This window comes from Tenacibaculum geojense (assembly GCF_042676005.1).
Lineage (GTDB): Bacteria > Bacteroidota > Bacteroidia > Flavobacteriales > Flavobacteriaceae > Polaribacter > Polaribacter geojense.
The window spans coordinates 25,757-51,649 of record NZ_JBHTJR010000047.1; the positions used below are offsets into that span (position 1 = coordinate 25,757).

A 25,893-nucleotide genomic window follows, 5' to 3' on the forward strand; every position below is an offset into this window, starting at 1 on the left:
AATAATTCAATTGATTGTATCTTTGCGCCTTTAAATTAAAACTGTAAATTAAATAACAATGCAATTATCAGAGCAAGAAGTTGTACGTAGAGAAAAGCTAACCAAATTACGTGAGCTAGGTATTAATCCATATCCAGCCGATTTATTTCCATTAAATTCAAACTCCAAACAAATAAAACAGGAATTTGAAGAAGGGAAAAAAGTAATTATAGCAGGTAGATTAATGTCTCGAAGAATACAAGGAAAAGCTTCTTTTGCTGAATTGCAAGATAGTGAAGGAAGAATTCAGGTATACTTCAACCGTGATGAAATTTGTACTACTGATGATAAAACATTATACAATGAAGTGTATAAAAAATTATTAGATATTGGAGATTTTGTTGGTATAGAAGGTGAACTATTTACCACACAAGTGGGTGAAAAAACAGTATTGGTAAAAGACTTTAAGTTATTAAGCAAAGCTTTACGCCCTTTACCTTTACCAAAAACAGATGCTGAAGGAAATATTCACGATAAATTTGACGATCCTGAATTACGTTATCGTCAACGTTATGCAGATTTAGTAGTAAACCCAAATGTAAAAGAAGTTTTTGTAAAAAGAACAAAGTTATTCAATGCTATGCGTCAGTTTTTTAACGATGCTGGTTACTTTGAAGTAGAAACTCCTATATTACAACCAATTCCTGGTGGAGCAGCCGCAAGACCATTTATTACACATCATAATGCGTTAGATATTCCACTATACATGCGTATTGCAAACGAATTATATTTAAAAAGATTAATCGTAGGTGGTTTTGACGGTGTATATGAGTTTTCTAAAAATTTCCGTAATGAAGGAATGGATAGAACACATAATCCAGAATTTACAGCAATGGAGATTTATGTTGCTTATAAAGATTACAACTGGATGATGGAGTTTACAGAAAAGTTACTAGAACATTGTGCTTTAGCTGTAAATGGAACTACCAAAGCTACTTTTGGAGCACATGAAGTAGATTTTAAAGCACCATATGCACGTGTTACTATGGCAGATTCTATTAAACATTTTACCGGATTTGATATTAACGGAAAAACAGAAGATGAAATCCGCGTAGCAGCCCAAGGAATGGGTATTGAAGTGGACGATACCATGGGTAAAGGAAAATTAATTGACGAGATTTTTGGTGAAAAATGTGAAGGAAACTATATCCAACCAACATTTATTACTGATTATCCAAAAGAAATGTCTCCTTTATGTAAAGAACATAGAGATAATCCTGAATTAACAGAGCGTTTTGAATTAATGGTTTGTGGTAAAGAAATTGCCAATGCATATTCGGAATTGAATGATCCAATTGATCAAAGAGAACGTTTTGAAGCTCAATTAAAATTAGCAGCTCGTGGTGATGATGAAGCTGGAGAGTTTATTGATCAGGACTTTTTACGTGCGTTAGAATATGGTATGCCTCCAACATCTGGATTAGGAATTGGTATGGATCGTTTAATAATGTTCTTAACCAACAATCAATCTATTCAAGAGGTATTATTCTTCCCTCAAATGAAACCAGAGAAAAAAGCCCCTGCTGTTGAATTAAACGATGAGGAAAAGGTTGTTTTAGCGCTAATTGAAAAAGCAGAAAAAATTGATTTAAATGAGCTAAAGGCTCAAAGTGGACTTAGTAATAAAAAATGGGATAAAACCATTAAAGGACTTACTAAAAATAAATTGGCAGCTGTTGAGAAAACAGAAGAAGGTTTATTTGTAACAGTAGTATAATATTTACTTTATATAAAACAAAAGAGCAACCAAATGGTTGCTCTTTTTAATTTTAATTAATCTTGTTAGATTAATGAAAAACTTCTAATTCTCTAATAGCAATCAACGCAAAATCACTTGAATTAGCAGATGATTTTCCTTTTACTGATTGTAAATAACATCCTGCTTTGAAATAATTTTCTTTAGCTTTTGCAGATTTGGATGTAAAAATTGTTTCTACTCTATTGCGGTTATTATCTAACCTATATAGCTTTACAATGCTATTTTTATAGGTAAGCTCTAAATGTAACTCATCTCCTAAATTAAAATCTCCTACAGTTTTACCTCCACCTTCTAAAACTTCAGTAACATATCCGTTTATTCTTAACTTTACATTTCCGGAAGTTTGATAGGGATCTCCTTGACATTGTACTCTAATTACATCATCAAATTCATCTGTTTTATCATGAATTTGACCAAAACACACTTTACCAGATTGTGGTAAATGATCTACACGTACTCGCCAAATCATTCTATGCTCTGTACTAGTTGTTCCATCCCAATAAATATTATCATTACCGTTAGATGTTAATTCACGTAATTCTGAACGAGGATTTCCGGATCCGCTTGATGTTGGATTACCTGTATAAGCCTTAAAATACGTCCAAGTTCCGTCTGTATAAAACCAATTAGAATTACTATAATTTTCTAAGTTTGGTGTATCGTCTAAATACGTTAATCCGTTATTTGATGCACCTCTATTAAAAGTTCCAGAGTATCCGTTTAACTTCCAATTAACCAAACCACCTAAAACACCTGCTGGTGAATTACTATTTCCTGTATCTGGGTCAGTGGTACCTCCATCAGAACCTCCTATTACGTTTATTTGTACTTCAGTTATACTGTTCCAATCATTAGATGAATTACCAAAGCCTCTAATTCGAACATATCTACCTTGGGTGTCTGGAAGTTCATATTTTTCTAAATTAGATGTAGAACCTGATGAACCTGATACTTTGTTATTTAAAACCGTAGTAAATGATGAGGTTGTATTTCCAATAGCAATTTGAAAATAAGATACTCTTTGATTTCCTTTAAACCAAGCAATACTAACATCATCAATAGTCATTACTTCACCTAAATCATAGGTAATATATTTACCTGTTGCTCCGTAAGATGACCATCTTGTGTTTAAATTACCATCTAGTGTGTTAATGGGCTTGTTACCATCATCTCCATTTGCTGTAACAGTAATTTCGCTACTGCTAACAATTCTTTGTGCTGTTTCGGGGGAAACTAACTTTTCATCTGATAAACTTTCTACTGTTGTCAAATCATCATTAGCGCAAGATGAACAAACAGAAAAACCTACCAAAAAGAAAAATTTTGCAATTGACTTCAATGTAAAAACTGTGTTTTTCATTTTGAAATGTTTTTAAATTATTAATTATTTTATTGGAAAACCATTTTGGTTAACCAATTACAAATATATACAATTATGTTAATTATGATTATTTTAATTTGATTTAAATAAATTAAAAACAGATTGTTAGAATTTGTATATATTTATACAAGCTATGAAGAAGACATTTAACTATATACCTGGCCATTTGCTAGTTGGACTCATCACAGGTATAATTATAGAATATTATACTAATATCAGCATTAATATTTTAACCCTAATATTTATATTGTTCTTTATTATACTAGTTTACTCCAAGTATTATAAAAAAATAATAGTTTTTACCTGTTCCGCATTAATAATTGCAATTTGCTTAGGTATATTTTCTGTAAAACTTAATGCTGATTGTAACTATAAAAACCATTATAAATATTCAGCAAAAAGAGGGAGTAGTTTATTCATAAAAGTATATGAAGTATTAAAACCTTCTAAAAAATATGTAAAATTTAAAGGAAGTATAATCCAAGTTGATACTACAATTACACAAGGGGATATTATCATTAATATTAAAAAAGACACACTAGAAAAAATAAATATTAAGATTGATGATGTTTATATAACAAAAGGATTATTACAAAGCATAAGAGAGCCTTTAAACCCTTATGAATTTAGCTATAAAAAGTACCTGGAAAAACAACAAATATCACATCAGCTTTTTCTGAATAAAAGGGATTTTCATTATTTAAAGAAAGGAAACTTATCTTTAAAAGGTATTGCTTCAAATATCAGACGAAAAATACAAAGCTCTCTTATAAATAATGGTTTTAAAAAAAATGAATATGCTATTATAAATGCTTTATTATTAGGACAACGACAGGAAGTATCAAAAGATATTATTAAAAACTACATTAATGCAGGCGCTATTCATATACTCGCCATATCAGGTTTACATATAGGTATTATACTATTGATATTAAATTTTATACTAAAACCATTATTGAAGTTACCTAAAGGTATATTTTTAAGAACAATACTAATTTTAATAATGTTATGGAGTTTTGCATTAATAGCTGGCATGTCGGCATCTGTAGTTAGAGCTGTTACAATGTTTAGTTTTATAGCAATCGGAAAAACTTTTTTTAAAAAACAACCTATTGAATTTTCAATAATAACTTCGCTTTTTATATTATTATTAGTTCATCCAATGTATTTATTTGATGTTGGTTTTCAACTAAGTTATTTGGCTGTGTTTGGAATTGTTATTATCCAACCAAAAATATATGAATTATGGAATCCAAAAATTAAATTTGTAAACTACATATGGACATTAATTACGGTTTCTGTAAGTGCACAAATTAGTGTGTTACCACTTAGTTTGTATTACTTTCATCAATTTCCATTATTATTTATACTTTCCAACTTAGTAATAGTTCCTCTTTTAGGACTAATTTTAATAGGCGGTCTGTTAATAATTGGGCTTTCTTTAATAAATAAACTCCCCAATGAATTAGTAATTGTATATAGTAAAATTATTTTATGGATAAATAATTTTATTGGCTGGATTGCAGATAAGGAAGATTTTTTAATCACAAACATTAGTATAAGTTTGATGACAACCCTACTCTTCTACATTTTATTAATTTCATTAAGTTATTTTATATATTCTAAAAAAACAAAAGCATTAATTGTATCATTATGCATCATTATTATTCTTCAAACAGTATTAATTGCAGGTAAATATGAAAGACAAAGTAAACATGAATTTATAATTTTTCATAACAACAAGAAAGAATTACTTGCCATAAGAAACGGAGATAGTATTACTATTTTATCAAACGAAGAAAAAACAGAATTGATAAAAAAGAATCCTATAAAAGCATATATAAATGAAGAAAAAGTAATTATTGATACAGTAAAGACACTACCAAAATTCATAAAAATAAATGAGAAAAACGTAATGTTTATAGATAGTCTTGGAGTTTATACAAAAGAAATTAAAAATCCACTACATGTTGTTTTACAAAACTCTCCTAAAATAAACTTAAACAGGTTAATAGATTCTTTAAAACCGAAAATAATTATAGCTGACGGAAGTAATTATAAAAGCTATGTAATGAATTGGAGAATGACATGTAAGCATAAAAAAACACCATTTCACTATACAGGTGAAAATGGTGCTTATATTTTACACTCAAAGTAAGTTTTATAACGAACTTTTAAAGTTTTTTTCAAAATCTGCCCAAGGAGTAGATTTGTATGCCTCACCACTAAAATAGGCTAAAATCTTCTCGAAACGTTCTGTAGTTAAATAACCTGGTACCGTTTGTATTAACTGCTGTTCTGCATTAAAAAAAGCAGTTGAAGGATAACTCATTTTACCTTTAAGTATTGCTGCTGCTAACTCGTGATATTTAGTTCTGCCTTGCTGTACAAACTTAAAAGTTTTTCCTTTAAAAGCGATATCTTCTTTACCTTCACCATCCATCTTAACAGCATAAAAGTTATCATTAATATATTTTACAATAACCTCATTTTTATAAGTGGTTGCATCCATTTTTTTACACCATCCACACCAATCTGTATATAAATCTACCAATATTGGTTTAGGATTTGTTTGGTTCATTTTCAAAGCCTCTTCAAAAGAAAGCCAATTTACTTCTTGTGCTTGTGTCACAAAGCTTGTGAACACAAAAAATGCTAATGCTATTATTTTTTTCATACTACATATGTCTCAATTAATATACCAAACTTACAAAAAAACCTGTCTGATTTCTAATAATCAAGACAGGTTTTCACTAAATATTTTAAAAAAGGGTTATTTCACTCCGTGCATTAATCTTCTCATTAATGGGTTTAAACCTGCAATAATTAATCCAGCAACTATAGGAATGATTGTAAAAATTAAAAAGAATCCTGAAATAGAATATGCCTTTTCAATCTCTTCAATATAACTACCTACAGTACCTGCTAATTTATTACCCATAGCAATAAATAAGTAGTAAACACCAAACATAAAGCCAATCCATTTAGCTGGAACTAACTTACTAATGTAAGATAAACTTACCGGAGAAATACATAATTCTCCCATTGTATGGAATAAATAGGCAGCAATTAACCAAAACATACTCACTTTCATTACAGGCTCCCCTGCCACAATTCCTTGAGATCCTAGCGATAAAAACCCGAATCCTAAACCTAACAATAATAATCCAAATCCGAATTTTAATGGTCCAGACATATTGTACTTACTTTCCCACCATTTAGAAAATAATGGAGCTAAGGTAATAATGAATAAAGAGTTTAATATACCAAACCAAGTAGCTGGAACCTCAACACTTTCTTTAGAAAAATCACGTTGAATTTTCCAACCTACAATACCCCAAATTATAATAAAACTTACAGATAAAATAATGTTACCTATTGCGTATTTAGCAAATGTCTTTTTAAACAATAAGTATAAAACATAAGTAATAATACCTAAAGGTAAAATTGTTAGTAAAGCATCTATATACTTAAATAAAGTTCCAGAAGTACCTGTTAAATTTCTTTGAGTATATTCTTCAGCAAAAATAGTCATAGATCCCCCTGCTTGCTCAAAAGCAGCCCAGAAAAACACCGTAAAAATACAGAATACACCTACAGCAAATAACCTATCTATAATTACATTTTGCGGTGTATTTTCTTCTTCATTTACATCTACTAAGGCCTGATCACCATCAGCTCCTACTTGCGCTACAGTAATTTCTTGTATTTTTTTAGGAGATAAACCAATATCACCAAAGATATTTTGCGTAAAGTAGAATTGTAACATTCCAATAAACATGAAGATTCCTGCCAATCCAAATCCCCATGACCAAGAATAGTTTTCACCAATATAACCACATAACATGATTCCTAAAAAAGCACCAGCGTTTACTCCCATGTAAAAAATAGAGTAAGCACCATCTTTTTTCTCTTCGTGATTTTTATACATATTAGATACAATAGAAGTCATGTTTGGTTTAAACAATCCATTACCTAACATTAAACAACCTAAACCTATGTATAAAAACAGAGGTGTTTCAACAGCCATGGCAGCATGTCCAAGTGTCATTATTAATGCTCCTAAAATAACCGCCCATCTGTAACCTAATAATTTATCAGCAATTAAACCTCCAAATACAGGAGTTAAATATACCCCCATAGTGTATGTACCATATAATGATAGTGCTTCGGCTTTTTCCCAACCAAAACCACCGTCTGTTACAGAGCTTATTAAAAATAAAACTAATAATGCACGCATTCCATAGTATGAAAAACGCTCCCACATTTCTGTGAAAAAAAGTACAAACAATCCTGCAGGATGTCCAAGTACCTTGTCTTTAAATAGATTTTCGATATCTGTGTTCATATATTTATTTTGAATTAGTATTTAAAAATTAGTGAACGTTGCCCATTAACTTTTTCATTAGCGGCGAAAATAATAAAACTAAAAGTCCTGCACCTAAAGAATATTGTGCTATTAGCACAAAACCATCTGTATAAAGGCCTAAAGTTTGTAATCCACCAACATTAGCATCTGTACTTTCTACAGCTAATTGTTTGGAAATAAAACCTACAATTTGAAATGCAAATGCAGATGATAAAAACCAAACTCCCATCATAAATGAAACTATTCTTTTAGGAGATAAATCCGTTATTTTAGATAAACCTACTGGTGACATAAATAACTCTCCAATAGATAGGATGAAGTACATCACAAATAAAAAACTCATTGGTACCATTCCGTTTTCATCTGCACTAGCACTACTAATACCTAATACATAAAAACTTAATCCTGCTAAAACCAAACCAAGTCCAAATTTGTATGGTGTTCTTGGATTTAAATTCTTTTTTGATAAATATGCCCATAATAAAGAAACAGGAATAGATAAAAGAATAATAAAAATTGGGTTTAGTGCATTAGATTGACTAGCATTTAACCATGTTAGATTTACATTTCTATCAGCAAACAATGTTATTATACTTCCCGATAACTCATGGAAACCCCAAAACAATGTCATGAAAAAAGTAATTAAAACAGCCATAATTAACTTCTTTCTTTCATCAGGAGATGAGTTTATAATAATTGTTGCTAAATAAATTAATACTCCTATTCCAATAGCAATAAATAATAAATTAACTACATTTTTATCTCCTAAAAAAGTTTCTCCTCCTCCAATGGCTTTGTATGAAGATAATAAGTAAGCGATTATTGGAGCTGCTAAAAATGAAACTATTGGAATAAATGTTTTTTGAGGTATTCCTAATATTTTTTTCTCATAAATTTCTTTAGATGGTGGTAAACCTCTATCTCCAAAAACATTATTTTTAATACCACTCCAAAAGAATATTAAACCGGTTAACATTCCTAATCCAGCTAAACCAAATCCATAATGCCATCCATAGGTTTCTCCTAACCAACCACATAATAAAGGAGATGCAAAAGCACCTATATTAATTCCCATGTAAAAAATGGTAAAACCAGAATCTTTTCTTCGGTCACCATCCTCATATAAAGAACCAACAAAAGTTGAGATATTTGGTTTAAAGAAACCATTACCCACAACAATAAACGCCAACGCTAAAAAGAATGCAATATCATTTTCTATAGCAAGTACAAAGTGTCCTAAAGACATTAAAATACCTCCTAAAAAAATAGAACTTCTCATTCCTAATATTTTATCAGAAATTCTACCTCCAATAACTGTTGATGCATATACTAATGATCCGTATGAAGCATAAACTGCAGCAGCGGCTGCATCTTTTTCAGCGAGAGCTTTAAATATTTCATTTACCATGTAAAGCATTAGCAATGCTCTCATTCCGTAAAATGAAAAACGCTCCCAAAGTTCTGCAAAGAATAAATAAAACAACCCTTTAGGATGTCCAAACATTTGCGGCTCTTTTTCAGATAATATTGATTTTGACATAGTTGTTGTTTTTTAAATTTGATTAGTCTTTTTGAAGTAAATTCTTTTCTAAAAAGTTAGTCATTTTAGTATACAAATTTAACCTAGTGTTTTTACCCTTATAAATACCATGAGCTCTATCTGGATAAATAAACAAATCAAATTGTTTGTTCGCCTCCACTAATGCATTTACCATTCTCATTGTATTTTGTTGGTGTACATTATCATCACCCGAACCATGAACTAATAAATAGTTACCTTCTAATTTGTCTGCATAATTTATTGGAGAATTATCATCATAACCTTCTGCATTTTCTTGCGGTGTGGTCATATATCTTTCTGTATATACAGTGTCATAAAAGCGCCAAGATGTTACTGGAGCAACTGCAATAGCTGTTGAAAAAATATCATTTCCTTTTAAAATACAGTTAGTACTCATAAAACCACCGTAAGACCAACCCCATATTCCTACTCTATCTTCATCGATATAATTTCTTTGAGCTAATTGTTTTGCTGCAGCTATTTGATCTTCTACCTCAAATTTCCCTAATTGTTTTTGAGTTACTTTTTTAAAATCTCTACCTTTTAAACCTGTACCACGACCATCTACACAAACAACAATCATCCCTTTTTGAGCTAACATATTGTGCCAATAATCATTACTCCCATTCCATCTATTAGCTACTTGTTGTGAACCAGGACCAGAATACTGGAACATTAGCATAGGATATTTCTTATTAGCGTCAAAATCAACAGGTTTTATCATGTACATATTCAACTCATTACCATTAACAGTAATGGTTGAAAACTCTTTTGGTGACATTTTATAAGTTGCTATTAAAGATTTTAATGCTGCATTGTCTTTAATCACTTTCAGCTCTTTTCCTTCCGAATTATACAAACTGTATACTGCTGGACTCTCTGCAGATGAATAAGTACCTATGAAATAATTCATGTTTTTACTAAAAGAAGCACTGTTATTTCCATCTTCTTTACTTAGTAATTTCTTATCTGATCCGTCTAAACCAATACTATAAATACCTCTATTGATAGAACCATTCTCTACTGATTGATAAAATATTTTTTGTGATTCTTTTTGAAAACCATAGTAGTTAGTTACTTCCCATTCACCTTTTGTTACTTGATTTATTAACTTCCCTGAAGCATCATAATGATAAATGTGATTGTAACCATCTTTTTCACTAGTCCATATAAAACTGTTATCTTCTAAAAAAGTTAGGTTGTCTTGAATATCAACATACGCCTGATCTTTTTCATTTAAAACAACTGTTGATGCATTTGTTTTTGCATTCACAAAATATAAGTTCAAATTATTTTGATGACGATTTAATGTGGTTACACACAATGTTTGAGCATCTTTTGTCCATTGTAATCTAGGAATGTACTCATACTCTCCTACATTTAATTTTTTAGTGGTATTATTAGCTACATTGTATAAATGTAAACTTACTTTAGCATTATCTTCACCTGCCTTAGGATACTTAAATGTATGCATACTTGGGTATAAATCATTCCCTGTTACATTCATAGAAAATTGAGGCACTTCTTTCTCATCAAAACGCAAAAATGCTAAATATTCGCTTGTTTCATTCCAATCAAAAGCACGAACAAAACCAAATTCTTCTTCATAAACCCAATCTGTGGTTCCGTTTATAATAGCATTAACTTCACCATCTTTTGTAATTTGAGTTACCTTACCATTACGTAAGTTTTTAATAAAAAGATTGTTGTTTTTGGCGTAAGCTACTTTTTTGCTATCAGGAGAAAAAGTTGGTTCTTGAATATCTTCTCCAACTAAGGTTAATTTTTTATCTGCTATGTTATACGCATAAAAAGTTCCTTTGTATGAATGCCTGTATACTTTTTTAAAGTTAGTACCTAATAATAATTGAGATTCATCATTATTAAAACTGTAGGTAGAAAAAGAATCTAGTCCGTCTAAATTTTCACTACTAACAATGGTAGCTACTTTTTCTAAAGTTTCATAACTGTACTTATCTACAGTAACTGCTTTAGTTTCTTTATTTCTATTTAATAGGGAATAAAAATCTCCGTTCATAGAATTTAAAGCATTCATCCTATCGGCAGAAAAAGTACCATTCCAGATTTCTTCTAAAGTAATTTCTTTAGTTCCTGTATTAGTATTTGAAGCTGTTTGTTGAGTTGATGTCTTACATGAGACGAGTATGAAGCAAAAAATTGCTAAAAAGCATAATTTTTTCATCTGAGTATGTAGTTAATTATATAAGAATGCCAAGTTTACGCAAAAAATAACAAACTTTACATTAATTTAACAGAAAACTACGCCATAAGCCTGGTTTTTGAATTAATCAACTATCTTTGTTTTTGAAGAAAAAATACAGATGAATGTCTAAAATGATATCCGGATTTTCTAAATTATCTAAAGAAGAAAAAATAGATTGGTTAGCTGCAAATTATTTTACTAATCAGCCCGAAATTATTCAAACTATAAAACAATATTGGAACGTTGATGAGAAACTTCAACAATTGCATGATGATTTTATAGAAAACACTATTTCTAACTTTTACATGCCTTATGGTATCGCACCAAATTTTGTTATTAATGGTCGCGAGTATGTTGTACCAATGGTTGTTGAAGAAAGTTCTGTAGTAGCTGCAGCTTCAAAAGTTGCTAAATATTGGAGTACACGAGGTGGTTTTAAAACTCAAGTAATTGCTACCAAAAAAATTGGACAAGTTCATTTTTTATTTGCAGGAGATACATCTAACTTAGAAAAGTATTTTCAAGAAAATAAAACTGAGCTTTTTGCCGCAACTGCCGCTATCACCAAAAACATGGAGAAACGTGGCGGTGGTATTTTAGACATTGAACTTGTTAATAAAACAGATAAACTTGCGAACTACTATCAATTACATGTTACTTTTGAAACTAAAGATAGTATGGGGGCCAACTTTATTAACTCATGCTTAGAGGCTATTGCTAAAAAGTTTGAAAATGATGACATAGAAATCATCATGAGTATTTTATCTAACTATGTTCCTGAATGCTTAGTTAGAGCAGAAGTTAGCTGTAAAGTTTCTGAATTAGGAGGCGAAAACCCAGAAAAATTTGCGCATAAATTTGAACAAGCAGTTAAAATTGCTGAAATAGAACCTTACCGAGCAGTTACACACAACAAAGGTATTATGAACGGTATTGATGCCGTAGTTTTAGCAACAGGAAACGATTTTAGAGCGATTGAAGCTGGCGCACATGCTTACGCGAGCAGAAATGGAAATTATGCTAGCTTAACACATTGTGAGGTTAAAGAAGGTGTTTTTAAATTTTGGATTGAAATCCCTTTAGCTTTAGGAACTGTTGGTGGATTAACTGCATTACATCCTATGGCTAAGTTATCATTAGACATGATGCAAAAACCATCTGCCAGAGTGCTAATGCAAATTATTGCTGCCGCAGGTTTAGCTCAAAACTTTGCAGCTTTAAGAGCGTTAACCACCAAAGGAATTCAACACGGTCATATGAAAATGCACCTAATGAATATTCTTAACCAACACCACGCTAGCAATGAAGAAAAAGAAACGGTAGCTAAATACTTTGAAAACAGAACTGTTTCTCATAGTGCTGTGGTAGAAAAATTAAACTCATTAAGAAAACCAGCAGTAAACTGGATAGATTTTGAAAATCAAAAGCTAGTAAAAGAAACCTTATTACAACTATCAGCAGACGCTAAACCAAAGTTTGGAAGCATGAATGGACAACAAATGATTGAACATTTAAGCGCTGTTACACAAATAGCAAATGGTAATTGGAAAGTTGACACATTTGTTTCTGATGAAAAAGCAGCACGAAGAAAACCTTTTTTAAATACTGAAAACGAATTACAAATTGGATTCAAAGCTCCGTTTTTAGCCGAAGCTCCAGCCGATTTGAAATTTAACAGCATGCAAGAGGCTATAAATGATTTACTTATACAAATTGACGAATTTTTTAAAGTTTTTACTGAAGATAAAAATAGAAAAGTTGTACATCCTTTCTTTGGCGAATTAAATTTTGATGAATGGAAAAAATTCCAAATAAAACATTTTACACATCACTTTAAACAATTTGGTTTAGTATAAATTACCAGGTGAAAGTCTACTGAAAATTTTATAATTGAAATTGATAATACTATTATCCTTACTGAAGCCTAAGGATGCTTTTTTCAAAATAATGTTTTTTAAGTAGTTTAACCGTTGTTATTTTTGGAATTTATCTGATAGGTCCTGTTGCTTTAGATAAAAAGCGAAAACAAAAAAGTATTTCAATATTCAAATAAGGCAATTAACTTTTATATTTTGAAAAAATTTTACGCAAACGGAAAATTATTAATTACCGGAGAATACGTAGTTTTAGACGGTGCTCAATCATTGGCCGTACCTACAAAATACGGACAAGATTTAGTGGTCAAAACAATAAACGAACCTACTCTAATTTGGGGAAGCTTTACCCATACGGGTGAATGTTGGTTTGAAGCCTCTTTTAGTCTACCTAAACTACGACTAAACGCTGCTACCTTTAATTCTGATAAAGAAGGTAGCGCAGAATTTATTGCAGAAACACTTCAAAATATATTACAGGAAGCAAGAAAACTAAATCCTTCTTTTTTACAATCTGAAAAAGGTTATGTAGTAAAAACTAAACTAACTTTTCCTCAAAATTGGGGATTAGGTAGTTCTTCAACCTTAATAAGTAATATAGCCAATTGGGCTAATGTAAATGCATATACCTTACTGTGGAACGCTTTTTCTGGTAGTGGTTATGATATTGCATGCGCTGAAAACAACTTTCCGATTTATTATAAATTAACAGATAAAACTCCCAATACAACTCCAGCAAATTTTAACCCGCAATTTTATGACAATTTGTTTTTTGTGTATCTAAACCAAAAACAAAATAGCAGAGAAGGTATTAAAAGGTACAAAGAAAAAAAACAGCATATTCAACATGAAATTGATAGAATTTCTCAAATAAGCGAAAAAATAACAGCATCAAAAAACATTAGTGAATTTGAAGATTTAATTAAAGAACATGAAAACATAATCGCTTCAATTATTGAATTACCTAAAGTAAAAGACCTTTTGTTTTCTGATTATTTTGGAGAAATTAAAAGTTTAGGTGCTTGGGGTGGCGATTTTGTTCTCGCTACAGGAAATCAAGAAACATTAAAATACTTCAAAACAAAGGGTTTTACTACCGTACTACCTTACAAAGAAATGGTATTATGAAAAGAGTAGTTATAATTGGTGGTGGTGCCGCTGGTTTTTTTACAGCTATTAATGCTAAAGAATTAAATCCTGACCTAGACATTACAATTCTTGAGAAAGGAAAAGACGTTTTACAAAAAGTTAAAATATCTGGTGGAGGAAGGTGCAATGTTACCCACGCTTGTTTTGAACCAAAAGAGCTCGTTAAATTTTATCCCAGAGGAGAAAAAGAACTTCTAGGTCCTTTTCATCAATTTATGACAGGTGATACTTTTGAATGGTTTGAAAATAGAGGTGTACCGTTAAAAATTGAAAGTGACAATAGAGTTTTTCCTGATGCTAACACTTCGCAAGCTATTATTGATTGTTTTCAGAATTTAGTAGAAACATTAAACATTAAAGTTTTAACCAATCAAGTAGTCACAAACTTTGAAAAATTAACCGATGATTGTTGGAAAGTTCAAACAAAAACAGCTGAATTTACTGCCGACGCTCTTGTAATTGCCGCCGGAAGCAGTAAAAAAATATGGGATTTATCTACAAAACTTGGTCATAAAATTATTAATACGGTTCCATCTTTATTTACTTTTAATATAAAAGATGAAAGAATAACAGATCTGGGTGGTATTTCTGTTCCTAATGCAACAGTAAACATAATAGATACTAAACTTGAAAATTACGGCCCACTATTAATTACACATTGGGGTTTAAGCGGCCCTGCTATTTTAAAACTATCTGCTTTTGGCGCTAGAATTTTAGCAGATAAAAACTACCAATATAAAGTTGGTGTTAATTGGTTATCAACCTCAACAAATCAAGTTATTGAAACATTAAATAGCACTAAAAAGAAAAATAGCAAGAAACAGATAGGAATTAAGTCTCCTTTTAACGAAATACCAAAAAGGCTTTGGGAACGTTTTTTAACAACATCTAACATTAATACAAATAAAAATTGGGCAGATGTTTCTAAAAACGAAATTACCGCTATTGCAAATCAATTAACTAATGCTGTTTTTCATGCCCAAGGAAAATCTACCTTTAAAGAAGAATTTGTTACAGCTGGAGGTATTGATTTAAAAGAAATAAATTTTAAAAAGTTTGAAAGCAAACTACACAAAAACCTTTTTTACGTTGGAGAAATATTAAATATTGATGCCGTTACTGGTGGATTTAATTTTCAAAACGCATGGACTGGCGGATTCATTTGCGCAAATGCTATTGCTAATATTTAATAATTAAGCCTCTTCATCTTCGCTTTCTTCGTAACAGTTAAAAATAATTGAGTAACCATACTCTTTGGCTTCGGTATAAAACTCTCTTAAATCTTCATCTAATTCTTCTTCACTTTCTACTACATAGTAGTCTTTTTCAATATCCTCTACTTTCCAACCTTCATCTTGAATATAGAATTTAGCTAACTCAAGAGCTCCTTCTAAATCTGCATAATTAATATACAAGCTTACATAAGCTCCTTCTACTTCATTAAAATATTCTGATTCTTTACCTGGAACGGCATGTGCATTTATTAAAAACATAGCTTATAATATTTAGTAGCTAAGTTACATAATTAAAAACAATTTTGCACGGTATTTAGTAACTCATTACGGTTCCAAAATATAATAATTGGAATGTTTTAACATCTAACAACAAATAATTCATAGCCATCATTATACCATAATTAGTTTTATCATAAAAACGATGGTCAAAATAATTTATCTGTGTTTCATCTTCATAAAAATCTGCTTTAGTATTAAAATTATTTTCAATAAAATCATCTAAATGCGTAAGTCTATGAATATTAATTTTTGCAGAATAATTATGTAAACTATCAATTTTAATTTTTAATTTTTTGCCCTTTGAAGTTAAGTGACCTAATGGGGTAAATAACACTTTTTGGTAATGATCTTCATCTAACAACTCATATAATATTCTTTGAGAATCTACTTCTTTTTGAAGCTTTTCTACATAGCTAACCACATTATTAGAAAGCCTGTTTAATTCGCCAATCTTTATCTTTACCTGATGAAACATCAATGGCTTTTGCTCTGCTTTTTTTTCAAAATCTAACGTACGAGCTTTTATTACATCACTACTAACATTAATTGCTTGCTTTATAGATTGATGTGAATTAAACGATGAATATTTGTATTGACTTTGAACATTACAAATGTAAAAAGCTAAAAAACAAACTACTAATTTAGTTTTCATAACAGTAAAATAATGCGGAAATATAGTATATTTTTTGATATAGACTATGCTAACAGACCTCTATGAGGTTTTAACGCATCTCTGTACAACTTCATATCTGCCTCATCAACAATTACAAATGCTATAGTATGCATTGGGTTTAGCGTATTAAAATCTACACCATAATTTTTTAAATTCTCAATTTGAGAAAACTCTTTAAGATGAACACAATGATGTTTAGCTGTTTCCAAAGCATCAGGACCTTTAAAATCCCAAATTAATTTTATTTTTTTCATTCTACAAAAATACCCATTTCCATCAAGAAGAAATGGGCTTGTATCATATTTATTATACAGATTTAATACTATTAATCATCAAACCAAATCTTCCAACCAAAAATACTAACATACCAAAAGATGGGCTTAATAAAGCTACTTTCAAACCACTTGCTAGTATTTCAGTTGATGCAGAACCGCTTAATGTTAATACATCAAAAGCTTGAATTAAACCTAACATTTGACCTAGAAAGCCCCAAACTAGTGCAAATAAACCTAAATGTTTTAATATGTCTATATATTTTTCAGGATTCGTTTTTTTGGCTAGTATTAAAAAAATTAACACAACAGATGTAAGTAACATTATTAACAAAGGATACATAAAAAAACTACCTCCCTCATTCATTAAATTGAAAATTAAAAAATTCATATTATTAAGTTTTTAAAATTATTGTTGTGAAAATAACTTACATTGTTGCTCTAAAATTAATTAATCGATTAACTACCGTCTTAACCTTATTTTCTACATATTTAGTTTGTATTTCGTTTTACAGTCAAATCATGCTTTAAAATGGTATTCTGTCGATAAAAAATAAGAAACCTATTTATATTAAGAAATTGCGCAAATGATTATTAACAAAAAAAAGCACAAACTTATACTAACATTTACAACACATACAATTTGTTGGCTATGTGTTTATTTATTTTTTGTCTTTTTTTTAAGTTATGGATATAATAACACGGAATACACCAATAAATTTAGCGTGTTTTTAATGCCTGTAACTATAATTACTACTTATTTTTTCTCATATTTTCTTATACCTAAATACTTACACACAAAAAAAAGAACTTTATTCATTTTATATAGTGTTTACACATTTATAATCTCAACTTTCTTTATAATCCTATCTGTTTTTTATGCTGTTATTTTCTCAAAAAATCTTTTAAGAGAAAATATACCCGCTCTTACTAAACCATTACCTGTAATATTATTGAGCGTATATTTTATTATTTTAACTGTCACAATGTTAAATATATTGGTGAATGACTACAACTCTGAACTAAAAAACAAAGAACTAAAAAATAGGTTTATTAATATTCAACTTAAACTAAAAGAACAAGAACTTAAATATTTAAAATCACAAATTCATCCACATTTTTTATTTAACACTTTAAATACTATTTATGGTTTTGCATTAAAACAATCACAAGAAACACCTGAAATTATTTTAAAACTATCTGGTTTATTAGACTATATTTTATATCATGTAAACAAACCTCACGTGTTACTTTCTGATGAAATAAATCATATTAAAAATTACTGCGATCTCGAAAAAATAAGATTTAGAAACAAGCTTGATATTCAAATTTCTGAAACTTATTTTAACTCACAAACTTATATTCCCCCTATGCTTTTATTACCATTTATTGAAAATGCATTTAAACATGGTAAATCTTTAAATGGTAAACTTATAATATCAATCAGTATTAAAACCGATAAAGAACAATTGTACTTTTCTTGCAAAAACTCAATTAATAAAAACACAACAACAAGCAAAGAAGGAATTGGTCTTGAAAATTTAAAAAACAGGCTTAATATGTTGTATGGTATAGACTATACATTGAAAACTAATAGTAATACAGACTTCTATATTGCTACTTTAAAAATCCCAATTACACATGACTAACCAACTATCTTGCATTGTTGTTGATGATGAACCAATGGGCATTGAAATCATTGAAAGCTTTATCAATAAAACACCTCAATTAAAACTTATAAACACTTTTGATAATGCTATTGATGCTTTAAGATATATTGAAGCAAATAAAATAGATATTGCTTTTCTTGACATTAACATGCCAGAAATTAACGGTATAAGTTTAGCCAAATTAATTGGAGACAAATCGAAAATTATATTCACTACTGCGCACAGAGAGTTTGCTATTGAAGGCTTTAATTTAAACGTAACAGATTACTTACTAAAACCCATTGCCTATGATAGGTTTATAAAAGCCGTAAACAAATTAAAACCTAAACAAAACGCCGATAACTCAAGTTATATTTTTGTAAGGTCTGATAGAAAGATGATTAAAATAAATTTTGAAGACATTAGTTATATAGAAAGTTTAAGTGATTACATTAAAATTCATCTTTACAATAAAACAATTATTACAAGAGAAACTATCAGTAATATTGAAAGTAAAATACCCTCTCAAAACTTCATCCGAACACATCGGTCATACATCGTATCAATTAAAGCTATAGAATCTTTTACCAACGAATACATTGAAATTAATAAAAAAGCGATTCCTATAAGCAGAAGTTATAAAGAAAGTGTGCTAAAAACATTGCAACAATGATAGACTTAAATCTATTATATTTGTATTAAAATTAATAGCATTGAACACATCTGAATTCGTCTTTAAAGGATCTAAAAAAAATATTGAAACAGCAACTTACACTTGGCAAACACCGAGTAACATTGCATTAGTTAAATACTGGGGGAAATCGGAACCTCAAATTCCTAAAAACGCTTCAATTAGCTTCACTTTAAACAATTGCCATACAACAACAAAAATTAATTTTACTAAAGTAGAAAAGCAAACTACGCCATTATTTGATTTATTTTTTGAAGGTAAAAAGAAAGATGAATTCAAGCCAAAAATTGCAAAATTTTTAGACCGAATAAAAGAGTATTGTCCTTATATCTTTGATTATAAAATGACAATTTACTCAGAAAACTCTTTTCCACACAGTAGTGGTATTGCATCATCCGCTAGTGGACTTAGTGCAATTGCTATGTGTTTAATGAGCTTAGAAAAAGAATTAAACCCCGATATAAATCCAGCTTTTTTTAACAAAAAGGCTTCATTTTTAGCTAGACTTGGTTCTGGTAGTGCTAGTAGAAGCATAGAAGGCCCCTTAGTTGTTTGGGGAGAGCACCCTAATATTAAAGAAAGTTCTGATTTATATGGCGTTCCTTTTTCTTATGAAGTAGCAGATATTTTTAAAAACTATCAAGACACTATATTACTTGTTGATAAAGGAGAAAAACAAGTATCTAGCACAGTTGGACATAATTTAATGCATAATCATCCTTATGCTGAAAATAGATTTAAACAAGCTAATGATAATCTAGAAAAACTATCTAAAATTCTACAATCTGGTGATATTAAAAACTTTATAAACTTAGTAGAAAGTGAAGCATTAACTTTACACGCTATGATGTTAACCAGTAATCCTTATTTCATCTTAATGAAACCTAATACACTTCAAATTATTAACGAAATATGGAATTATAGAGCTACAAACAATAGTAATATTTGTTTTACGTTAGATGCTGGTGCAAACGTTCATGTTTTATATCCTCATAATGAAAAAGAGGCTATTAATCAGTTCATTGAAACTAAATTATCGGTTTACTGCCAAAAAAATCAGTATATTTGTGATGAAACGGGTTCTGGAGCAAAAGCTTTGTAACCAATTAAATCCCTATAACCATGAAAACTTCAACATTACTTTTAGCAATGTTTGTTAGTTTTTTTGCAACTTCAATTACTGCCCAAAGCACTATTTGGTTTGATGCAAACTGGCAAATAACCTCTAAGGACAAAGGTATGTACTACAGACCTGAACCTAAAAAAGTAGACAACGGATATTGGATTGTTGATTATTATAAAAATGGACAAATTCAAATGGAAGGATTAAGCTCAAACAAAACTCCTTTAGAAGAAGAGTTTGAAGGCTTAGTTTCATATTATCATTCCAACGGAAAACCCTACCATAAAGCAAATTATAAAGAGGGTGAACTACATGGCTTACGAAGAGTTTACTATGACACTGGTGAACTTAAAGAAGAAGGCACGTATAACTATGGTAAGAGAGATGGTGTTTGGAAAACGTATTATAAAAATGGTAAAATAAATTCTAAAGGAAAGTACAGAAATGGTGAAAAAGTTGGTGTTTGGAAAACTTTTTACAAAAATGTGTACTAATTAAATTTTACCGTAAATTTGCAACCTAAAATTATACGATGAAGGGACCCCTATTTTATGCAAAAATTTTACTCTTTGGTGAATATGGCATCATCAAAGACTCAAAAGGATTAGCCATTCCTTTTAATTCATACAAAGGAGCCTTAAAATCTGCTCAAAACCTTAACGGTGAAGCTAAAAAATCAAACGAAAGTTTAGCTAAATTTTATAACTATTTAGCAAATCTAAACTCAACATTAGTCTCGTTTGATTTAAATGAGCTAAAAAAAGATATTGACAATGGCATGTACTTTGACTCTTCAATACCTCAAGGTTATGGAGTAGGAAGTTCAGGCGCACTTGTTGCATCTATTTATGACAAATATGCTCAAAATAAAATAACGGTATTAGAAAATTTAACGCGCGATAAACTTTTAGCTTTAAAACAAATATTTGCTACAATGGAATCTTTTTTCCATGGTAAAAGCTCTGGTTTAGATCCGTTAAATTCATACTTAAGTTTACCTATACTTATCAACTCTAAAGAAAATATTGAAGCCACAGGTATTCCATCTCAAAAAGAAGGAAAAGGTGCCGTATTTTTACTAGATTCAGAACAAGTTGGAGAAACAGAACCTATGGTTAACATCTTTATGAATAAGATGAAAAACGAAGGTTTTAGAAAAATGATAAGCGAAGAGTTTGCTATTCATACAGACGCTTGTATTGAAGATTTCTTAAAAGGAAATGTAAAGTCTTTATTTGGTAACGTTAAAAAATTATCTAAAGTAGTATTAGCTAATTTTAAACCAATGATTCCTGACGCTTTTCATAAAGTTTGGGAAAACGGTCTTGCAACCAACGATTATTATCTTAAACTGTGTGGTTCTGGCGGTGGTGGATACATCTTAGGGTTTGCAGAAGATTTTGACAAAGCACAACAAAGTTTAAAAGATTATAAATTAGAAATAGTTTATAGATTTTAAATGAATACCAACAACAGAAGTTTACTTTATAAATTTTTTAGCCTACTATCTGTTGTAAGAGGTTATAATATTCTCGTGTTAATAGCTGCTCAATATTTAGCAGCTATTTTCATTTTCTCCGACTCTAAAAAACTAAAACCTATACTTTTAGACTGGCATTTACTTTATTTAGTTCTTGCTACAGTTAGCGTAGTAGCATCTGGCTATATTATCAACAACTTTTATGATGTTAAAGCAGATCGAATTAACAGACCTTTAAAATCTGGCTTAGATGCCTATATTAAACAAGAAACAAAGTTAAGTCTCTATTTTATTCTTAATTTCATTGGCTTCTGTTTCGGCTGGCTAGTATCCTGGAAAGCAGCCTTATTTTTTGCTGTTTATATTTTTGCCATTTGGTTTTACTCTCATAAATTAAAAAGATATCCGTTAACTAGTGTTTTTTCAGCCACTGTACTTACCATACTTCCTTTTTTTGTAGTTTTTATTCATTATAAAAATTTTTCAACAGTAATTTTCATTCATGCATGTTTTCTATTTTTAGTAATCATGGTGCGTGAGTTAATTAAAGAATTAGAAAACATTAAAGGCACTATAGCTAACAACTATAAAACCTTTCCTGTTGCTTATGGCGAAAAAAAAACCAAACAACTAATATTATTTTTATTGATTTTAACCCTTGTTCCAGTAGCTTTTCTATTTAACTATCCAGCAATTGAATTTATGAAATACTATTTTTATGTTGCAGGCATCATTTTAATGTTAGTAGGATTATTTTTACAAAAAGCAACTCACAAAAATCAATATCGTTTACTACATAATGTTTTAAAAATCTTATTGTTAATAGGTGTCTTTAGCCTTTTGTTTATTGACAAGTCATTAATTTTAGATAAAGTTGTAAATGTTTTGGATTAAAAACCAAACAATTAACGTATCTTTGCACACCTTTTTTAAAACAATAAGAAAATGAATAAAAATAACTCGTCGAGAGGACGACAAGCTGGTAAGAACAGCAGAGGTCCTCAAAAAAGAAATCAATTCAAAAAAGACTTCAGAAAAAAAACAAACACTAATAATTCTTCAGAAAAAAATACTGATACTGGTGTTCGTTTAAACAAATTTATTTCCAATTCTGGAATTTGCTCAAGAAGAGAAGCTGATACATACATAGAACACGGTAGTGTTACCGTAAATGGTAAACTTGTAACTGAAATGGGCTACAAAGTTCAACCTGGTGATGAAGTAAGATTTGACGGAACTCTAATTGCCATGGAGCAAAAAAGATACATTTTACTTAACAAACCTAAAAACTACATCACAACTATGGATGATGATAGAGGAAGAAAAACAGTAATGGATCTTATTGGCAATGCGACTAAAGAACGCATATATCCTGTTGGTCGTTTAGATAGAAACACAACTGGATTATTACTATTTACCAATGATGGTGAAATGGCAAAAAAACTAACACACCCTAAACATAACGTAAGAAAACTATACCATGCTTCTTTAGACAGAAAATTAACGCTTGCTGATTTAGATAAATTAAGAGGCGATGTAATTATTGAAGGAAAAAAAGTTTTTATTGATGCCGTATCATACGTAGAAGGTGAAAAGAAAACTGAAGTAGGTATCGAAATTCACTCAGGAAGAAACAGAATTGTACGTAAAATCTTTGAACATTTTGGGTACAATGTAACAAAATTAGACCGTGTAATATTTGCCGGTTTAACAAAGAAAAATTTACCAAGAGGAAGATATAGAGAGCTTACTCAGCAAGAAATTAACAATTTAAAGATGATTTAAACCAATTTTACTATGAATGTTGAAAACATTAAAACCAAAGCAGATAGTATTTTAAACAGCTCAGCTTCAAGAGAAGAAAAATTACAAGAAATATGTGATTATTTAAAAGGAGAAATCTCTTATTATGATTGGGTAGGGTTTTATTTTAAAAACGGAGACAAGGAAGAATTAAAACTTGCTCAATTTGCTGGAGAGCCAACCGAACACACCATAATCCCTTTTGGTAAAGGCATTTGTGGACAAGTTGCAGTTAGTAATGAAAACTTTGTTGTGCAAGATGTAAGCGAACAAGACAATTATATTTCTTGTGGGTGGAAAGTAAAATCAGAAATAGTAATTCCTATTTTTGTTAACAATGAAAACATCGGTCAAATAGATATTGATTCTCACACTGTTAACCCATTTACAGCTCAAGACGAAGAAGTTTTAGAGTATATCTGCAAAAAGATATCAACAATTTTGTAAAAAATTACAAAAATATTTGCGTAATAACTTTTTTTTTATACATTTGAAAGGTAGCAGAATTTTACTAACTTTCAAAATCCCCTAAAAATGAGTAAACAATTCCCAAGTTATGAGGTTTTGGGCAACACCGCTCAACCCGAGAAACTATCACTGCTTCAAAAATTTGCAATTTGGTTTAGAGAATTTCTAGAAAATGCAGAATAATTTTTCGAAGCACGCACAAAACAAATCATCGGAAAGCTTAATTGACATCAATTTGCTTTCCGATTTTTTTTATTGCACACCCCTATTACTTTTAGTAAGTTTGTTTGCTCAATAACAACACAACAATGAGCACTAAAAAAATAATTAAATCTGCACTTATTTCCGTTTTTCATAAAGACGGATTAGCTCCAATCGCACAAAAATTAAACGACTTAGGCGTAACAATTTACTCAACAGGTGGTACCGAAAAATTCATTAAAGAATTAGGCATCGATGTAGTTCCTGTAGAAACTGTTACAGACTACCCTTCTATATTAGGGGGAAGAGTAAAAACATTACATCCAAAAGTATTTGGAGGTATCTTAAATCGTCAAGAAAACGAAAGTGATGTTGCACAATTAGAAGAATTTAATATTCCACAAATTGATTTAGTAATTGTAGATTTATATCCATTTGAAAAAACAGTAGCTTCTGGAGCTCCAGAACAAGAAATTATTGAAAAAATTGATATTGGTGGGATATCGTTAATTAGAGCTGCTGCTAAAAACTTTAAAGACACATTTATAGTTTCTTCTATGGAGCAATATGATGAGTTTTTACAATTAATTACAGAAAGTAACGGAGAAACAGCTATTTCAGACAGAAAACGTTTTGCTGCCAAAGCATTTAACATTTCATCTCATTACGATACCGCTATTTTTAATTATTTTAATGAAGAGGAAACAGTTTTCAAAGCTAGCGAAACAACATCTACAACTTTACGCTACGGAGAAAACCCTCATCAAAAAGGATATTTCTTTGGTGACCTAGAAGCCATTTTTGACAAATTACATGGTAAAGAATTAAGCTATAACAATATATTAGACGTTGATGCTGCAGTAAATCTAATGAATGAGTTTACAGGTGAAGCACCAACCTTTGCTATTCTAAAACATAACAATGCATGTGGTTTTGCACAAAGAGAAACTATTCATCAAGCATATATAGATGCTTTAGCAGGTGATCCTGTATCTGCATTTGGTGGAATTTTAATTGCGAATACTAAAATTGATAAGGCAACAGCAGAAGAAATTCATAAATTATTTTGTGAAGTAGTGATTGCACCAAGTTATGATGATGATGCTATAGACGTTTTAAAAGGTAAAAAGAATAGAATTATTTTAATCCAAAAAGAAGTAGCCTTACCAACACAAAATGTAAGAACTGCTTTAAACGGTCTTTTAGTTCAAGATAAAGATAATAAAACTGATAAATTAGAAGATTTAAGCTATCCTACAAACAATAAACCAAACGAAAGTGAGTTAGAAGATTTATTGTTTGCATCAAAAATATGTAAGCATACAAAATCTAACACAATTGTTTTAACAAAAAACAAACAATTGTGTGCAAGCGGAACAGGCCAAACTAGTAGAGTTGATGCACTTAAACAAGCAATTGAAAAAGCTACTAATTTTGGTTTTGACTTAAATGGAGCAGTAATGGCTAGTGATGCTTTTTTCCCTTTTCCTGATTGTGTAGAAATAGCAGATAATGCTGGTATTAAAAGTGTTATTCAACCAGGAGGTTCTATTAAAGATCAGTTGAGCATAGATTATTGTGATGAAAATAAAATGTCTATGGTATTTACTGGCACCAGACATTTTAAACATTAAAATTTAATTGATGATTTTCTTACTTTTTT

The 25,893-nt window shown here is 30.0% G+C and carries 23 protein-coding genes; 14 read left to right on the forward strand and 9 right to left on the reverse strand.

Annotation, left to right across the window (positions count from 1 at the left end; genetic code table 11):
- Positions 1-58: 58 nt before the first annotated feature.
- On the forward strand, positions 59-1,756 hold the full coding sequence (gene lysS / locus ACFQ1U_RS09360; protein WP_386107645.1) for a lysine--tRNA ligase: 1,698 nt from the start codon (positions 59-61) through the stop codon (positions 1,754-1,756).
- A 70-nt stretch (positions 1,757-1,826) separates the two neighbouring features.
- Here the strand turns inward: lysS and ACFQ1U_RS09365 are convergent, their stop codons facing one another.
- Entirely contained in the window at positions 1,827-3,158 is a 1,332-nt protein-coding gene (locus ACFQ1U_RS09365) for a polysaccharide lyase family 7 protein (protein ID WP_386107647.1), read from the reverse strand.
- A gap of 154 nt (positions 3,159-3,312) precedes the next feature.
- Here ACFQ1U_RS09365 and ACFQ1U_RS09370 point away from each other — a divergent pair, with 154 nt between their 5' ends.
- The gene (locus ACFQ1U_RS09370) at positions 3,313-5,337 is read left to right on the forward strand and encodes a ComEC/Rec2 family competence protein (RefSeq protein WP_386107649.1); all 2,025 of its coding nucleotides are present in this window, start codon (positions 3,313-3,315) and stop codon (positions 5,335-5,337) included.
- A 3-nt stretch (positions 5,338-5,340) separates the two neighbouring features.
- On the opposite strand, the gene ACFQ1U_RS09375 is transcribed toward ACFQ1U_RS09370, so the two are convergent.
- From ACFQ1U_RS09375 to ACFQ1U_RS09390, 4 genes are all read right to left on the reverse strand, one after another.
- A complete protein-coding gene (locus ACFQ1U_RS09375) occupies positions 5,341-5,856 on the reverse strand; it encodes a thioredoxin family protein (protein ID WP_386107651.1) in 516 nt (171 codons plus the stop codon).
- Positions 5,857-5,952: 96 nt separating this feature from the next.
- The gene (locus tag ACFQ1U_RS09380) at positions 5,953-7,527 is read right to left on the reverse strand and encodes a peptide MFS transporter (RefSeq protein ID WP_386107653.1); all 1,575 of its coding nucleotides are present in this window, start codon (positions 7,525-7,527) and stop codon (positions 5,953-5,955) included.
- A 28-nt stretch (positions 7,528-7,555) separates the two neighbouring features.
- The gene (locus ACFQ1U_RS09385; RefSeq protein WP_386107655.1) at positions 7,556-9,088 is read right to left on the reverse strand and encodes a peptide MFS transporter; all 1,533 of its coding nucleotides are present in this window, start codon (positions 9,086-9,088) and stop codon (positions 7,556-7,558) included.
- 22 nt (positions 9,089-9,110) lie between these two features.
- Complete coding sequence (locus ACFQ1U_RS09390) at positions 9,111-11,312, reverse strand: S9 family peptidase (protein ID WP_386107657.1); 2,202 nt, start codon at positions 11,310-11,312, stop codon at positions 9,111-9,113.
- A 143-nt stretch (positions 11,313-11,455) separates the two neighbouring features.
- On the opposite strand from ACFQ1U_RS09390, the gene ACFQ1U_RS09395 reads away from it, so the two are divergent.
- From ACFQ1U_RS09395 to ACFQ1U_RS09405, 3 genes are all read left to right on the forward strand, one after another.
- A complete protein-coding gene (locus ACFQ1U_RS09395) occupies positions 11,456-13,189 on the forward strand; it encodes a hydroxymethylglutaryl-CoA reductase, degradative (RefSeq protein WP_386107659.1) in 1,734 nt (577 codons plus the stop codon).
- Positions 13,190-13,405: 216 nt separating this feature from the next.
- Positions 13,406-14,335: a GYDIA family GHMP kinase gene (locus ACFQ1U_RS09400; RefSeq protein ID WP_386107661.1), complete on the forward strand. Its 930-nt coding sequence runs from the start codon at positions 13,406-13,408 to the stop codon at positions 14,333-14,335.
- On the forward strand, positions 14,332-15,546 hold the full coding sequence (locus ACFQ1U_RS09405; protein WP_386107663.1) for a BaiN/RdsA family NAD(P)/FAD-dependent oxidoreductase: 1,215 nt from the start codon (positions 14,332-14,334) through the stop codon (positions 15,544-15,546). The genes ACFQ1U_RS09400 and ACFQ1U_RS09405 overlap by 4 nt, the downstream gene beginning before the upstream one ends.
- A gap of 3 nt (positions 15,547-15,549) precedes the next feature.
- Here ACFQ1U_RS09405 and ACFQ1U_RS09410 read toward each other — a convergent pair whose 3' ends face one another.
- The 4 genes from ACFQ1U_RS09410 to ACFQ1U_RS09425 are packed head-to-tail and all read right to left on the reverse strand — an operon-like array spanning position 15,550 to position 17,206.
- Entirely contained in the window at positions 15,550-15,849 is a 300-nt protein-coding gene (locus ACFQ1U_RS09410) for a hypothetical protein (protein ID WP_386107665.1), read from the reverse strand.
- 55 nt (positions 15,850-15,904) lie between these two features.
- Positions 15,905-16,522, reverse strand: coding sequence for a hypothetical protein (locus ACFQ1U_RS09415; protein WP_386107667.1), 618 nt, complete (start codon positions 16,520-16,522; stop codon positions 15,905-15,907).
- A 44-nt stretch (positions 16,523-16,566) separates the two neighbouring features.
- Positions 16,567-16,797: a hypothetical protein gene (locus tag ACFQ1U_RS09420; RefSeq protein WP_386107669.1), complete on the reverse strand. Its 231-nt coding sequence runs from the start codon at positions 16,795-16,797 to the stop codon at positions 16,567-16,569.
- 52 nt (positions 16,798-16,849) lie between these two features.
- Positions 16,850-17,206: a MotA/TolQ/ExbB proton channel family protein gene (locus ACFQ1U_RS09425; RefSeq protein WP_386107671.1), complete on the reverse strand. Its 357-nt coding sequence runs from the start codon at positions 17,204-17,206 to the stop codon at positions 16,850-16,852.
- A gap of 595 nt (positions 17,207-17,801) precedes the next feature.
- Here ACFQ1U_RS09425 and ACFQ1U_RS09430 point away from each other — a divergent pair.
- The 9 genes from ACFQ1U_RS09430 (at position 17,802) to purH (ending at position 25,864) form a co-directional block, all read left to right on the forward strand.
- The gene (locus ACFQ1U_RS09430) at positions 17,802-18,464 is read left to right on the forward strand and encodes a sensor histidine kinase (protein ID WP_386107673.1); all 663 of its coding nucleotides are present in this window, start codon (positions 17,802-17,804) and stop codon (positions 18,462-18,464) included.
- A complete protein-coding gene (locus tag ACFQ1U_RS09435) occupies positions 18,457-19,137 on the forward strand; it encodes a LytR/AlgR family response regulator transcription factor (protein ID WP_386107675.1) in 681 nt (226 codons plus the stop codon). The genes ACFQ1U_RS09430 and ACFQ1U_RS09435 overlap by 8 nt, the downstream gene beginning before the upstream one ends.
- A 40-nt stretch (positions 19,138-19,177) precedes the next feature.
- Positions 19,178-20,257: a diphosphomevalonate/mevalonate 3,5-bisphosphate decarboxylase family protein gene (locus ACFQ1U_RS09440; protein WP_386107677.1), complete on the forward strand. Its 1,080-nt coding sequence runs from the start codon at positions 19,178-19,180 to the stop codon at positions 20,255-20,257.
- Between the two features lie 20 nt (positions 20,258-20,277).
- Complete coding sequence (locus ACFQ1U_RS09445; RefSeq protein WP_386107679.1) at positions 20,278-20,772, forward strand: toxin-antitoxin system YwqK family antitoxin; 495 nt, start codon at positions 20,278-20,280, stop codon at positions 20,770-20,772.
- Between the two features lie 38 nt (positions 20,773-20,810).
- On the forward strand, positions 20,811-21,737 hold the full coding sequence (locus ACFQ1U_RS09450; protein WP_386107681.1) for a mevalonate kinase family protein: 927 nt from the start codon (positions 20,811-20,813) through the stop codon (positions 21,735-21,737).
- Positions 21,738-22,652 (forward strand): geranylgeranylglycerol-phosphate geranylgeranyltransferase, encoded by a 915-nt coding sequence (locus ACFQ1U_RS09455; RefSeq protein WP_386107683.1) that lies wholly within the window; start codon positions 21,738-21,740, stop codon positions 22,650-22,652. It abuts the gene before it with no gap.
- A gap of 51 nt (positions 22,653-22,703) precedes the next feature.
- The gene (locus ACFQ1U_RS09460) at positions 22,704-23,543 is read left to right on the forward strand and encodes a pseudouridine synthase (protein ID WP_386107685.1); all 840 of its coding nucleotides are present in this window, start codon (positions 22,704-22,706) and stop codon (positions 23,541-23,543) included.
- Positions 23,544-23,555: 12 nt separating this feature from the next.
- Positions 23,556-24,008, forward strand: coding sequence for a GAF domain-containing protein (locus ACFQ1U_RS09465; RefSeq protein WP_386107687.1), 453 nt, complete (start codon positions 23,556-23,558; stop codon positions 24,006-24,008).
- 329 nt (positions 24,009-24,337) lie between these two features.
- The gene (gene purH, locus ACFQ1U_RS09470) at positions 24,338-25,864 is read left to right on the forward strand and encodes a bifunctional phosphoribosylaminoimidazolecarboxamide formyltransferase/IMP cyclohydrolase (RefSeq protein WP_386107689.1); all 1,527 of its coding nucleotides are present in this window, start codon (positions 24,338-24,340) and stop codon (positions 25,862-25,864) included.
- Positions 25,865-25,893 lie beyond the last annotated feature (29 nt).